Here is a 13702-nt window from a genome sequence, read left to right on the forward strand (position 1 = left end):
CTTCGTTACAATGCCCGTTAATCCGATCACCACATCCAGCGATCCTTGAACTACGACACTCCTCCCGGCCTCGAAGTCGCGGCAGGCAGCAAGGGCAAGATCGTCCGACTGTCCGGGCAGTGGACCGCACTCGCCCTCGCACGCGACCGCCTGCACGGAAGGGCGCTGCCGCGTCTGCGCGAACTGGTCGACAGCCGCGCGCATGTTGCGCAGTGGGATCTGTCGCACATCGAACGGATGGACCATGTGGGAGGCCAGGCGCTGTGGCGCGTGTGGGGCTACAGGCTGCCCACCGATCTCGTCGCGCTCAACGACACGCAGCGCGACATTTTCGACCGCATCGCGCTGCTCGACACCGCGCGCGAGAACCCGGAGCCCGTGGACCGCTTCGATCCGTTCACGAAGCTCGGCCTCGGCATCTTCGCGTTGTTCGAGCATCTGTATGGCGGTGTCGCGATGTTCGGGCGCGTGATCCTCGATTTGCTGGCCGTCGCGCGCAATCCGAAGCTCGCGCCGTGGAAGGAGATTTCGGCGAACGTCTATGCCGCGGGCACGCAGGCGCTCCCCATCACCGCGCTCGTCGCGTTCCTGATCGGCATCGTGCTGAGCTATCTGTCCGCGCAGCAGTTGCGGCTGTTCGGCGCGAACCAGTACATCGTGAACATCCTCGGGATGTCGGTGCTGCGCGAACTCGGCCCGGTGCTGTCCGCGATCCTGGTGGCGGGACGCTCCGGCTCCGCGATCACCGCGCAGATCGGCGTGATGCGCGTGACGGAAGAACTCGACGCGATGCGCGTGATGGGCATTCCGCACGGCCTGCGTCTGATCCTGCCGCGCGTGGTGGCGCTGTCGCTCGCGATGCCGCTGCTCGTGATGTGGACCAACATCGTCGCGCTGGCGGGCGGCGCGCTTGCCGCGAAGCTCGTGTTGCAGATCGACATGTCGTACTTCGCGCGCGCACTGCCGGGCGTCGTGCCCGTCGCGAACCTGTGGATCGGCCTCGGCAAGGGCATGGTCTTCGGCATGCTGATCGCGATCGTCGGCTGTCACTTCGGCTTTCGCATCAAGGCCAATTCGCAGAGCCTCGGCGAGGGCACGACGACCTCGGTTGTCACGTCGATCACGATCGTCATTCTCGCCGACGCCGTGTTTGCCATTCTCTTTCAGAACGTGGGGCTGTCATGATCGCGCCGCTCACTACCGCCGTAAAGGACCAGCCGCTGCCGCAGATCGCGGAAACCGTGATCGAGGTGCGCAATCTCACCAAACGCTACGGCCGCAACATCGTCCATCAGCATCTGGACTTCGATGTGAGGCGCGGTGAGATCGTGTCGATCGTCGGCGGCTCGGGCTCGGGCAAGACGACGCTGATGCGCCAGATTCTCGGGCTCGAGAAGCCGACCTCGGGCACCATCAAGGTGTTCGGCGAGGACATGTCGGAGCTCGACAAGGACGAAGCGCGGCTGATGCGCGTGCGCTCGGGCATGCTGTTCCAGCACGGCGCGCTATTTTCGTCGCTGTCGGTGTTCGACAATATCGCGCAGCCGCTGCGCGAGCTCGGCAAGGTGCCAGAAGACCTGTTGCGCGACATCGTGATGCTGAAGCTCGAAATGGTCGGGCTGCCGTGCAAGCACGCATCGAAGATGCCCGCCGCGCTGTCGGGCGGGATGGTCAAGCGCGTGGGCATCGCGCGCGCGATCGCGCTGGAGCCTGAACTGCTGTTTCTCGACGAGCCGACAGCGGGCCTCGATCCGCAGGCGTCCGACGAATTCGTCGAGCTGATCAGCGCGCTGCATCGTGCGCTCGGCCTGACAGTGGTGATGGTGACGCACGATCTCGACACGATGGTTGCACTGTCGACGCGCGTCGCGGTGATCGCCGACCGCAAGATCGTGGTGGCTGCGCCCGTCGAGGAAGTGGCGGGCGTCGATCACCCATTCATTCGCGAGTATTTTCTCGGGCTGCGCGGGCGGCTCGCGTTGCAGGGATTGTCACCGGAGCGGCGCGCGAAGCTGCCGCCGGAAGCGCTGGAGCCCGCGGCGGAAGCGATTCCGCTGCGTACCGCGCTGTGAGCGCAGCAGCCATGCGCGATCTGTGCGATAGGCGCGCGCGGCGTCGCGCTAGCGGGCAGGACGGGCGCGCACAAAGCAGGCGAGCAGCGCGCCGTGACAAAGACAGTGGCAGGACCGGCCGCAAAATCGCTGCGAACGAGGGAACCTGACAATGGAAAACAAATCCCACGCCTTCTGGGCCGGGCTCTTCACCGTCGTGATGGCGGTTGCGATCGGCGCGGCGGCGTTTCTGTTCAACGTCGACAGGTCGGTGCGCATCCCTTTCGATCTGATCGCACGGACCAATGTCACAGGCCTGTATCCGGATGCTGCGGTACGATATCGCGGCCTCGACGTCGGGAAGGTGCAATCGATCAAGTTCGATCGCGGGCATCCGGGGCAGATTCTGATCCGCATCCTGGTCGACAAGAACGCGCCGATCACGCATTCGACATTTGGCAGTCTCGGGTTGCAGGGCGTCACGGGCCTTGCGTTCATCCAGCTCGACGACACGGGGCGCGACCAGAGGCCGCTCGCGTCGTCCGCGAAGGATGTCGCGCAACTGCCGATGCGTCCTGGCCTGTTCGACCAGTTGCAGGCGCGCGGCGACGTGCTGGTGCGGCAGCTCGAAAAGACCGTGCGCGACGTTGATGCCGTGCTGTCGCCGGAGATGCGCGACCAGTTGCTGGCGACGGCGGCGAGCCTGCAGCACGCGGCCGACGGCGTCGCGACGCTCACCGCGCAGATGGGTCCCGCCGTCGGCAAGCTGCCTGACACGCTCAACCAGCTGGACAAGACGCTCGCGTCGACGAACCGGATGATCACCAACCTGAATCGTCCTGACGGTCCGCTCGAAGGCACGCTGAACAAGGTCGGCACGGCCGCGCAGCAGGCAGGCGATGCGCTGACTTCGATGAACGCGACGCTGCAGGACATTTCGGCGCGCGTCGGCTACGAGACGCTGCCGCGCGTCAATTCGCTGGCTGAGGACGTGCGCTCGGCCGTGCGTTCCGTCGATCGCGCCGCCGATACGTTCAGCGCCACGCCCAACAGCGTGCTGTTCGGCGCGCCGCGCGCCGCGCCCGGTCCCGGCGAGCCAGGCTTCGTGTGGCCCGCAGCCCATGCGGCGAAATGAATTTCAAAGGAACACAGCATGACACGCTCGATCAACCGTCTCTTCACCACTCGCGCCGCGCTCGCTGCAACGCTGCTCGCGCTCGGCGTGCTGGCCGGCTGCGCGGGCAATCCCGCCGCGCTCGCCGACATCCGCTACGACCTCGGCCCGGCTCCGCTGCCTGCGAGCACGGGCACGATGCCGGCCATCAAGGTGCTCGAAGTCTCGGCGCCCGCCACGCTCGGTTCCGACAATCTCATCTATCGCCTCTCGTTTGCGGACTCGCAGCAGACGGCCTCGTACGCGAACAGCCATTGGACGATGCCGCCCGCGCAACTGGTGACGCAGCGGCTGCGCAATGCGCTGTCGTCGCGGGGCACGGTGCTCACGGGCGGCGACGGCGTGCGCGCGCCCGTGCTGAAAGTGGATCTCGACGAGTTCGAACAGGACTTCGACGGCCAGTCCCAAAGCCACGGCTCCGTCACGGCGCGCACGACGCTGTTCGTCGACGGCAAGGTGGTCGGGCAGCGCACGTTCATCGCGCGCGCGCCGGCGAGTTCGGCCGACGCGGCGGGCGGCGCGCGCGCACTCGCTGCCGCCACCGACGACCTCGTCGCGCAAATCTCCGCGTGGCTCGGCGTGCAGGCGCTCGTCGCGCAGCAATGACGCCTGGCCGCCCCGTCATGGGAGCGCTGCATGCGTGACAAGCCGTGGCAGCGCCGGCCGTCGGCGTTCGCGAGGCAGGCGCTGGCGCTGTATGCGGCGCTGATCGTCTACGGATCGTGGTATCCGTTCCATGGCTGGCGCTCGCTCGGCATCGGGCCGCTCGCCTATCTGTTCGATCCTTTCCCGCAGTATCTGACGGCCTTCGATGTCGTGACGAACGTGCTCGGCTACATGCCGTTCGGCGCGCTCGTCGTGCTGGCCGTGTATCCGCGCTGGCGCGGCGCGATTGCCGTGGCGTTCGCGTTCGGACTCGGCACGCTGCTGTCGGGCGTGATGGAGGCCGTGCAGACCTATCTGCCGACGCGCGTCGCGTCGAACCTCGATCTCGCGGCGAACGCGCTTGGCGCGCTGCTCGGCGCGACGCTGATGTCGCCTTTGACGGGTGCGCTGCTCGATCGCGGCATGCTGCGCCGCGTGCGTTTTCTCTGGTTCGAGCGCGACAGCGCGGCGGCGATCGGTCTCGCGGGCCTGTGGCCGTTTGCGACGATGTATCCGTCGCCGCTGCTGTTCGGCCTCGGCTCGTGGCCGCGCGAGTTGTGGCTGCGCTTCGATTCGGCGATGCAGGACGCGCTCCTCGCGTGGACGCCCGCCGCGTGGCACGTGCCGGCGTGGCCCGCGAGGGTCGCTTCCTGGATGCCCGACGATGGATGGGAAGCCGTCATCACCGCGCTCAACCTGCTGGCGGCGGGCGCGCTCGCGTCGCTGCCGATGCGCGAGCGCGCGCCGCGCGTGCGCCTGTTGATCGCGTTCGTCGTGGCGACGCTGTTCGTGAAAGCGGGTGCGACGTTTCTGCAGTCGCAATCGGGGCTCGCGTTCAACTGGGCGACGCCGGGCGCGCTGATCGGGCTCGCGAGCGGCTGCGTCGCGATGCTGCTCGCATTGAAGCTGCCGCGCGGCACGCGGGCCGCGCTCACCGCGACGGCGCTCGCCGTGTCGCTCGTGTTCGTCAATCTGCTGCCCGTGAATCCATATTTCGACGTCGTGCTGGCCGACTGGCGGCAAGGCCGCTATCTGCATTTCAACGGCCTCGCGCGCTGGCTCGCGTGGATGTGGCCATATGCGGCGCTCGTGTGGGTCGCGCTGTCGATGGAACGCGCGTTGCTGTCGAAAAGACGAGGCTCCGGCGTCTGAGATCGCGTCGCGCGGCGCGTGCGTCGCGATGCCGGATGCAGGCACAACCACGGTGGACTGCGTCGCCGGATGCCGCTCGCTATAATCGACGGGACCTTGCAGCCTGCTCGCACGCGCCGTCCGTTCGCGCACGGCGCATCATCAACGGATTTCACACGCCAGTCATCATGGATTCCTTCTTCAAGTACCACGTCTTTTTCTGTCTGAACCAGCGCGAGCCGGGCGCGGCGCGTCCCTGCTGCGCGAACTGCAACGCCCAGGAAATGCAGGAATACGCGAAGAAACGCGTGAAGCAGCTCGGCCTTGCCGGTCCCGGCCAGGTGCGCATCAACAAGGCCGGGTGTCTGGACCGCTGCGAGGAGGGGCCGACGATCGTCGTGTATCCCGAAGGCGTCTGGTACACGTATGTCGACCAGAGCGACATCGACGAAATCGTCGATTCTCATCTCGCGAACGGCAAGATCGTCGAGCGTCTTCTGATCGACCGTTGATCCGCTTTATCGCCATGCCTCGCGATTCACAGCGACCCCATACACGATGAACGTACACACGAAGAAGTATCTGATCGACGGCCCGGTGGGCAAGATCGAAGTCGCCGTCGATGCGCCCGACGCCAGCCGCGAATCGGGCGGCGATGCGCGCTTTGCGCCGCGAGGCATCGCGCTCGTCGCGCATCCGCACCCGCTTTTCGGCGGCACGATGGACAACAAGGTCGCGCAGACGCTCGCGCGCACGCTGGTCCAGCTGAACTACGTCACCTACCGCTCGAATTTTCGCGGAGTAGGCGAAACGCAAGGCACGCATGACGCGGGCATCGGCGAGCGCGACGACCTGCGCGCCGTGCTCGACCATATGCGCGCGCAGCCCGGCCAGGCCGATCTGCCGCTCGTGCTCGCGGGCTTTTCGTTCGGCACCTTCGTGCTGTCGCACGTCGCCGCGCGGCTCGCGCAAGAGGGGCAGGAGATCGAGCGGATGGTATTCGTCGGCACGGCGGCGAGCCGCTGGGAGGTCGCGCCCGTGCCGGAAAACACGCTCGTGATTCACGGCGAAACCGACGATACCGTGCCCGTCCAGTCGGTGTTCGACTGGGCGCGCCCGCAGGAACTGCCCGTCATCGTGATTCCCGGCGCCGAGCACTTCCTGCATCGCAAGCTGCATATTCTGAAGCGCATCATCGTCGACGCGTGGCGGTGAGTCCGTCGCGCGCGCGGTCTCGAAACATGAGCGGCCGCGTGCCGCTCATGTCGCAAAAAAGCCGCGCAAATGCGGGAAAAACTCCGTGACGTTGAGCAAATTGTCAGGCAGCGCCGCGTATAATGAGCGCTCTTTTTTTGGGCGCAGCGTTGCCCGTCTGGTGGATCGAATCGCCTTGCTCGTGAGTTCATGGCGGCGGATTCGGCGCGAGATGCGAGGCGCGCTGCGCGAACCGACCGCGTGACAGTCTGACGAGCAGTCAAATGGGCGCCGCACCGCTCGTGCGCGGCCGCGCTGCGAGTCGGGCATCGCGCGATTCATCGAACTGCGCTTCCGTGCGCAACCAGAACAACCTTCTGCCCGAATCCATCCTATGCGCTTTTCGAAACCCGGCCTTTTCAGTCAAAGCCTCGCTTCTTTCGTTCCGCAATCCGTTGCCAGAAAATTCGCGCTAGGTCTCGCGCTGCCCGCCGCGCTCGTCGCGGGCAGCGCATTCGCGCAGGTGCCGCCGCCAGGCGTGAACGCGCGCTCGTGGGTGCTCGTCGACGCGACCAGCAACCAGGTGCTCGCTTCGGCCAACCCGGATGAGCGAGTCGAGCCGGCGTCGCTGACCAAGCTGATGACGGCTTATCTCGTGTTCGAAGCGCTGTCGGCGAAGAAGATCACGATGGATCAGACGATCAATCCGAGCGAAGCCGTGCGCCGCGTGAGGAACGACGAATCGCGCATGTTCATCGAGGCGAACAAGCCCGTCACGGTTCACGATCTCGTCTACGGCATGATCGTGCAGTCGGGCAACGACGCGGCGATCGCACTCGCGGAGCTGGTCGGCGGCAGCGAATCGCAGTTCGTCAACCTGATGAACGCGGAAGCGCAAAAGCTCGGCATGAAAAACACGCATTTCGCCGATGTAAATGGCATGCCCGACGCGCAGCACTACACGACGGCCGGCGACCTCGCCATCCTGTCCGCGCGTCTGATTCGCGACTACCCGGATTACTACAACATCTTTTCCGTCAAGGAATTCACGTATAACAAGATCAAGCAGCCGAACCGCAACCGCCTGCTGTGGATCGACCCGACCGTCGACGGCCTGAAGACGGGTCACACGCAAGCGGCCGGCTACTGCCTGATCGCCAGCGCGAAGCGTCCGCTGCCGGGCGTGCCGGATGCGTCGCGCCGTCTCGTGTCGGTGATGATGGGTGAGCAGAAGGAGCACGACCGCGTGCAGGACAGCCTGAAGATGCTGAACTACGGCTACTCCGCGTATGACGCAGTGCGCCTGTACAAGGCCAACCAGGTCATCGAGACGCCGCGTGTCTACAAGGGCTCGCAGGACACCGTGAAGCTCGGCGTGAAGAGCGATCAGTACATCACGCTGCCGAAGGGCGTGGCCGACAAGGTCAAGCCGCAGGTCGACCACACCGACCCGCTGATCGCGCCGATCGCGGAAGGCCAGCAGGTGGGCAGCGTGAAGTTCGTCGCGGACGGCAAGACCCTCGCGCAGGTGCCGCTCGTCGCGCTGCAGGCCGTGCCGCAGGCGGGCATCGTCGGCCGCGTTTGGGATTCGATGATGCTGATGTTCAACAAGAAGAAGTAAGCCGGCAGGAAGGAGAAAGTCTGCGGCTTGCTTTTTGTCCGCGCGCAATCATATGGATGTGATTGCGTGCGATGAATACAGGAGCCGAGGATGAGTCCCGTGAACGAATCATTGATCGATTTTCCGTGCGATTTCCCCATCAAGGTGATGGGCAAATCGCACCCTGATTTCCAGACGACGATCGTCGAGGTGATCCGCCGGTTCGACGGCGGTTTCGATGCGGCGCGTGTCGAGGTGCGGCCGTCGAGCGGCGGCAACTATACCGGCCTGACGGTGACGGTGCGCGCGTTGAATCGCGAGCATCTCGACGATATCTATCGGGCGCTGACAGGGCATCCGATGGTGAAAGTGGTGCTGTAACGCACTTTGCGGCGGACAGGCGGCGGCGCGCTAGCGCTCCGTCTGCGCCGCTGGAAGCTGGACGTGCAATGCGTCCGGCGCAGGTCGCGCGTCGCTTTTTTCCTGTATTTGCCTGCTGGCCGAACGCTTCGCGTTTTCAGTGCACGCGCTTTCGAACAATTGCCGAAAGCGTGCGACTTCGTCGAATACCCAATCCCGGAAGGCTTTCACGCGGGCTGTCTGCAACATCTGCGGTGCGCAGATGAAGAAGTACTGCCACGGGCTCGGGCCGTCGATATCGAATAGCCGTATGAGCCGGCCCGCTGCGATTTCGTGCATCGCAAGCGAGCGGCGCGTCAGCGCGACACCCTGGCCGTCGATGGCCGCCTGCAGCAGATTCGACGAATCCTGATACAGCACGCCGCGTTTCGGCTCGGGCAAGTCGGTCAGGCCGGCTGCGTCGAACCACGGACGCCACAGCTCGTCGTCGGAGCGCAGCAGCGGCACGTTCGCGAGATCGGCGGGCGTTGTCGGCAAATTGCCGCCGTTGAAGCTCGGCGAGCAGGCAGGGAAAAACACCTCTTCGAGCAGCAGCTCGGCGTGCAGCCCCGGATAGTTGCCATAGCCGAAGCGGATCGCGCAGTCGACGTCGTCGCGGGCGAAGTCGGTGAGCGCATTGGTCGACAGCAGTTCGAGATCCCACTGCGGATTCGCCTCGATGAAGCTGCCGATGCGCGGCGTCACCCAGCGCGCCGCGAATGACGTCAGCATCGACACGATGAGCCGCCGGTCGCGGTCCCCGGCGCGTATTTCGCGCGTGGCCTCCGCCAGCGCCACCAGCGCCGTGCGCACTTGCGATGCGTAGCGCCGGCCGACATCGGTGAGCCGCACGCGCTTGCCGTCGCGAGCGAAAAGCTTCACACCCAGTGCTTCTTCCAGTGCGCGAATCTGGTGGCTCACGGCGCCGTGCGTGACGAATAGCTCGTCGGCGGCGCGCGAAAAGCTCTCGTGACGAGCAGCGGCCTCGAAAGCCCTGACCGCGTTCAGTGCGGGTAGTTGTCGAAGATCCATCGCAATTTTTCTCACATAGCCGTGAAAATTGCTCGTTTTGCGTAAACCCTTGTCCCGTCTACGATTGTAGCCATGAAGTGATTTTTGGCGAGGCCATCATGCGAGAAATTTCCTCTAGCATCACGTTCGAAATCATAGCCGGCGAAACCGTTCCGATGAAAGTTACGCGCAGCACCCGGCTCGCCGTCTCGGGCGGCGCGGTGTGGGTGACGCGCAGCGACGACGTCGAAGACTACTGGCTCGAACCCGGCAAGACGCTGCGTCTGCGGCGCGGCGAAAGGCTGTGGCTATCCGTCGAACGCGGCACGCAGGCGCGCGTGGCATTCCTCGTGCCGACGCGCTGCGATCAAAAGGCGCTGAACTGGGTGGCCCGGGTCACCGAACGATTCGGCGCGTGGCTGCGCTCCGGATGGCGCACCGTCTGATTCACTCACTGTTTCCGTACATTGCCCTCATGGCCGGCGAGGCGCGCAGGATTTCGGTAAACTGCCGACATCATGTGTGCCACGCCGGTTTCATCGTCCCCCCATTCTTCAGACACCCGTCAGCCTGACGTTGACGCGCCCGGCCTTGCCGCACAGCCCGTGATCGTTCGCTGGCGCGGCTCGGAGGGCTATCAGGCGAGCTTCGACGCGATGCGCGCGTTCACGGATTCGCGCACCCACGAAACCTCAGACGAAATCTGGCTCGTCGAGCATCCGCCCGTTTTCACGCTCGGCCAAGCCGGCGATCCCGCGCATCTGCTCGCCGCCGACAGCGGCATTCCGCTTGTCAAGGTCGATCGAGGTGGGCAGATCACCTATCACGGCCCCGGTCAGGTGGTCGCCTATCTGCTGCTGGATTTGCGACGTCGAAAGCTGATGGTGCGCGAGCTGGTGACGCGGATCGAGCAGGCCGTGATCGACACACTCGCAGCGTATAATCTCGCCGGAGAACGCAAGGCGGGCGCGCCCGGCATCTATGTCGCGCCCGGGCAGCCGGATGCAGGGCTGCATACCGGCGCGAAAATCGCCGCGCTGGGCCTGAAAATCCGCAGCGGTTGCAGCTATCACGGTGTCAGCCTCAACGTGAAAATGGATCTGCAGCCGTTTCTCGCCATCAATCCATGCGGCTACGCGGGGCTTGAAACAGTCGACATGGCGACGCTCGGCGTCGCCGCCGGCTGGGACGACGTAGCCCGAACCCTTGCAGCAAGCCTCATCGCCAACATCGACGGCAGTCCCGCGGCCGTCGGCCAACCGCAGGTGGGTGCCATCACCGCCTGACTGGAACGAACGAATGACTGACGTTACCGCGAATCCCGCAGCTTCCGACTCTGCCAACCACGCAGCAAGCAGCGCGGCCAATGCCGTTGCGGCGCCTTATGACGCCACCGCGAAGCAGAAGGCACAAGCCAAGACTGCGCGCATTCCGATCAAGATCGTTCCGATCGAAAAACTGAAGAAGCCCGACTGGATCCGCGTGAAGGCGGCGACGGGCAATTCGCGGTTCTACGAGATCAAGCAGATTCTGCGCGAGCACAACCTGCATACCGTGTGCGAGGAAGCGAGCTGCCCGAACATCGGCGAATGCTTCGGCAAGGGCACCGCGACGTTCATGATCATGGGCGACAAATGCACGCGCCGCTGCCCGTTCTGCGACGTCGGCCACGGCCGTCCCGATCCGCTCGATCCGCAAGAGCCGGCGAACCTTGCGCGCACGATCGCCGCGCTCAAGCTGAAGTACGTGGTGATCACGAGCGTCGATCGCGACGATCTGCGTGACGGCGGCGCGGCGCACTTCGTCGAGTGCATCGAGAAGACGCGCGAGTTGTCGCCGGAAACGCGCATTGAAATCCTCACGCCGGACTTCCGTGGCCGTCTGGATCGCGCGCTCGGCATCCTGAACGCCGCGCCGCCCGATGTGATGAACCACAACCTCGAAACGGTGCCGCGTCTGTACAAGGAAGCGCGTCCGGGTTCCGACTATGCGCATTCGCTGAAGCTGCTGAAGGACTTCAAGGCGCTGCATCCGGAAACTGCGACGAAGTCGGGCCTGATGGTCGGTCTTGGCGAGACGGAAGAAGAAATCCTGCAGGTGATGCGCGATCTGCGCGAGCACAATGTCGACATGCTGACGATCGGCCAGTATCTGCAGCCGTCGGAGCATCATCTGCCCGTGCGTGCCTATGTGCATCCCGATACGTTCAAGATGTACGAGGAAGAAGCGTACAAGATGGGCTTCACGCACGCGGCTGTCGGCGCGATGGTGCGCTCGAGCTATCACGCCGACGTGCAGGCGCATGATGCCGGCGTGGTCTGATTGCCAACAGCAGTAGCCATCGATTGAAGCAAAAAAGCCCGCGAAAGCGGGCTTTTTTGTGCTGTGCGTGCGCGCGAAAACGGTGGCGCTCACCTCAAAAGCAAAAACGCACAAAACTACAACAACACCGCGTTGTGCGACTTCACGCCAGAATCACCTTCCCCACTTTCCGCTTCAATTGCGCAAATGTCGCGACGTCCGCGGCTTTGCGGTTGGTGATCAGCAGATCGATCTTTTCCGGCGGACAGTACGCGATGCGGCTGCGCTGCCCGATCTTGCTATGGTCCGCGAGTATCACGACGCTATCCGCATTGCTCACCATCGCGCGCGCGACCTCCGTTTCCGAGCGATCGTAGTTGGTCGCACCATGCCTTGCATCGACACCGACAGGCGAAAGCAGCGCGATATCCGCGCGATAACGCTGGATATCGAGAATGGTCGTGTCGCCCATCGTGGACAGCGCGCGGTCGCTGATCGAGCCGCCCAGCAGAATGACTTCGTTCGCCCACGATTCGCGCTGTTCGGGCGTGCCGCGCATCTTCATCGCGACGTCGATCGAGTTGGTGACGATGGTCAGATTGGCGAGCTTCGCGAGTTCGTCGGCGAGCGCGGCCGTCGTCGTGCCGGCATCGATGAATAGCGTTTGCCCGCTTGCGATCACACCCGTCGCGGCCTTTGCAATCGCCTTCTTCGACTTCACGTGCGTTTGCGCGCGCTCGGCGATGGGCGCTTCGTCGGCGGGCTTGATCGCGCCGCCATGCACGCGGCGCAGTTCGCCGAGCGCCTCGAGATCGAGCAGATCGCGCCGCACCGTCTCGCGCGATACGCCCAGATCCGCCATGATGCGTTCGGTCGAGACGCGTTTGAGGGTCGACAGCAGCGCGCGTATTCTCTGATGACGGTCTTCCTGCCACATGCCTGATTGTCCTCTTCGAATTTGACGCTCTGCGTTCGCCTTGCTGTCGGTGCATTCCCGTACAGATGACTATCAATTCTTTATGTCGAACCGATGTCAAAGTGGAGGGCGGCGCTATACGTGTGTGCTTTCTCGTTGTATTTTTTTGGGAGCTTGCAAGTTTGGGTATTTGAATTTAGCCTTCGCATTCTGAGGCATTCGCGCCCGATTTGAAACTTCGCGAACATCGAACCTTCGAAAACGAATTGAAATACGCGCCGCGCAATGTTTAAAGAAGCCGATTGCCGTTCAATGAAAAGCCCGCGTCCTATCGCCGATGGAAGACCAACCATTCGCGATCCTCAGAAAAAGATACAACGGCGCAGACCGGCGTCGTAACGCGCAGGCCGCAGTTCCATCAGATCTTTGTGAAGGCAAGCACGATGGGCAACGGGATCGATCAGGCATTATCCGCGGACTGGCCGTATCCACGGCTCGTCGCGCATCGCTGCGGCGGCGGGCTCGCGCCGGAAAACACGCTCGCGGGCTTCGACGCCTGTGTGCGCTTCGGCTACCGGATGGTCGAGTTCGACGCCAAGCTCTCCGCCGACAATCAGATCTTTCTGCTGCACGACGATGATCTCGATCGTACGACGAACGGCCGCGGCCCGGCGGCGCTGCATACCTGGCAGCAACTCGCGTCGCTCGACGCGGGCGCGTGGTTCGACGCGCGCTTCAGGGACGAGCGTCTGCCCACGCTCGCGCAGGCGGCGGCGCGCTGCGAGCGCGATGCAATCGCGGCCAATATCGAAATCAAGCCTTGCCCGGGCCGCGAAGAGGTCACGGGGCGTCTCGTCGCGCTCGCTGCAAAGGATCTGTGGCGTGTGCAAAAGCCGCTTCTATCGTCGTTTTCATTCGATGCACTGAGGGCCGCGCGCGATGTAGCGCCTTCGTTGCCGCGCGGCATGCTGTTCGACGCATTGCCCGACGACTGGATGCGCATCGTGCGAGAACTCGCGTGTGTGTCGCTGCATGCGAATCATCGTCGTCTGACGCAACGGAATGTTCGCATGATGCATGACGCCGGTCTGCGCGTGCTCGCCTACACCGTGAACGATCCGGCGCGCGCACGCGAGCTCGTGAAGTGGGGCGTTGACATGATTTGTACCGATCGCCTCGATATGATCGGCGCGGACGTCGTCGGCTGATCGCGCGTGGTGTGTGTGCATGCGGACGTCGGCGGGACGTCGACAGGCAGCTTTTCTAACGTAGCAATTTCG

The 13702-nt window shown here is 64.2% G+C and carries 15 protein-coding genes; 13 read left to right on the forward strand and 2 right to left on the reverse strand.

Features of this window, described 5'->3' with window-relative positions; translation table 11 throughout:
- Window positions 1-45: 45 nt before the first annotated feature.
- The 9 genes from J8I87_RS03525 to J8I87_RS03565 all read left to right on the forward strand — a co-directional run bounded on the left by J8I87_RS03525 (window position 46) and on the right by J8I87_RS03565 (window position 8176).
- The gene (locus tag J8I87_RS03525; RefSeq protein WP_209930064.1) at window positions 46-1185 is read left to right on the forward strand and encodes an MlaE family ABC transporter permease; all 1140 of its coding nucleotides are present in this window, start codon (window positions 46-48) and stop codon (window positions 1183-1185) included.
- Entirely contained in the window at window positions 1182-2072 is an 891-nt protein-coding gene (locus J8I87_RS03530; RefSeq protein WP_209930065.1) for an ABC transporter ATP-binding protein, read from the forward strand. The genes J8I87_RS03525 and J8I87_RS03530 overlap by 4 nt, the downstream gene beginning before the upstream one ends.
- Window positions 2073-2223: 151 nt before the next feature.
- Window positions 2224-3186, forward strand: coding sequence for an MlaD family protein (locus J8I87_RS03535; protein ID WP_209930066.1), 963 nt, complete (start codon window positions 2224-2226; stop codon window positions 3184-3186).
- An 18-nt stretch (window positions 3187-3204) separates the two neighbouring features.
- Window positions 3205-3831 carry an ABC-type transport auxiliary lipoprotein family protein gene (locus J8I87_RS03540; RefSeq protein ID WP_209930067.1) on the forward strand — a complete coding sequence of 209 codons (627 nt, stop codon included), beginning with the start codon at window positions 3205-3207 and terminating at the stop codon, window positions 3829-3831.
- Between the two features lie 30 nt (window positions 3832-3861).
- Entirely contained in the window at window positions 3862-5022 is a 1161-nt protein-coding gene (locus tag J8I87_RS03545; protein WP_209930068.1) for a VanZ family protein, read from the forward strand.
- A gap of 167 nt (window positions 5023-5189) precedes the next feature.
- Window positions 5190-5513, forward strand: a complete 324-nt coding sequence (locus J8I87_RS03550; protein WP_209930069.1) for a (2Fe-2S) ferredoxin domain-containing protein — start codon at window positions 5190-5192, stop codon at window positions 5511-5513.
- Window positions 5514-5559: 46 nt separating this feature from the next.
- Window positions 5560-6216: an alpha/beta hydrolase gene (locus J8I87_RS03555; RefSeq protein WP_209930070.1), complete on the forward strand. Its 657-nt coding sequence runs from the start codon at window positions 5560-5562 to the stop codon at window positions 6214-6216.
- A 373-nt stretch (window positions 6217-6589) separates the two neighbouring features.
- Window positions 6590-7816, forward strand: a complete 1227-nt coding sequence (locus J8I87_RS03560; protein ID WP_209930071.1) for a D-alanyl-D-alanine carboxypeptidase family protein — start codon at window positions 6590-6592, stop codon at window positions 7814-7816.
- Between the two features lie 90 nt (window positions 7817-7906).
- Window positions 7907-8176, forward strand: a complete 270-nt coding sequence (locus J8I87_RS03565) for a DUF493 family protein (RefSeq protein WP_209930072.1) — start codon at window positions 7907-7909, stop codon at window positions 8174-8176.
- Window positions 8177-8206: 30 nt separating this feature from the next.
- Here the strand turns inward: J8I87_RS03565 and J8I87_RS03570 are convergent, their stop codons facing one another.
- The gene (locus J8I87_RS03570; protein WP_209930073.1) at window positions 8207-9226 is read right to left on the reverse strand and encodes a transcriptional regulator GcvA; all 1020 of its coding nucleotides are present in this window, start codon (window positions 9224-9226) and stop codon (window positions 8207-8209) included.
- A gap of 98 nt (window positions 9227-9324) precedes the next feature.
- Here J8I87_RS03570 and J8I87_RS03575 point away from each other — a divergent pair, with 98 nt between their 5' ends.
- The 3 genes from J8I87_RS03575 to lipA all read left to right on the forward strand — a co-directional run bounded on the left by J8I87_RS03575 (window position 9325) and on the right by lipA (window position 11527).
- Window positions 9325-9651, forward strand: a complete 327-nt coding sequence (locus J8I87_RS03575; protein ID WP_209930074.1) for a DUF2917 domain-containing protein — start codon at window positions 9325-9327, stop codon at window positions 9649-9651.
- 72 nt (window positions 9652-9723) lie between these two features.
- A complete protein-coding gene (gene lipB / locus J8I87_RS03580; RefSeq protein WP_209930075.1) occupies window positions 9724-10491 on the forward strand; it encodes a lipoyl(octanoyl) transferase LipB in 768 nt (255 codons plus the stop codon).
- Between the two features lie 13 nt (window positions 10492-10504).
- Window positions 10505-11527, forward strand: coding sequence for a lipoyl synthase (lipA, locus tag J8I87_RS03585; protein WP_209930076.1), 1023 nt, complete (start codon window positions 10505-10507; stop codon window positions 11525-11527).
- Window positions 11528-11669: 142 nt separating this feature from the next.
- Here the strand turns inward: lipA and J8I87_RS03590 are convergent, their stop codons facing one another.
- Window positions 11670-12443 carry a DeoR/GlpR family DNA-binding transcription regulator gene (locus tag J8I87_RS03590; protein WP_209930077.1) on the reverse strand — a complete coding sequence of 258 codons (774 nt, stop codon included), beginning with the start codon at window positions 12441-12443 and terminating at the stop codon, window positions 11670-11672.
- Between the two features lie 422 nt (window positions 12444-12865).
- Between J8I87_RS03590 and ugpQ the strand changes: the two genes are divergently transcribed.
- Entirely contained in the window at window positions 12866-13630 is a 765-nt protein-coding gene (gene ugpQ, locus J8I87_RS03595; protein WP_209930078.1) for a glycerophosphodiester phosphodiesterase, read from the forward strand.
- The last annotated feature ends 72 nt before the right edge of the window (window positions 13631-13702 follow it).

This window comes from Paraburkholderia sp. LEh10 (assembly GCF_017814945.1).
In the GTDB taxonomy this organism is placed as follows: Bacteria; Pseudomonadota; Gammaproteobacteria; order Burkholderiales; family Burkholderiaceae; genus Paraburkholderia.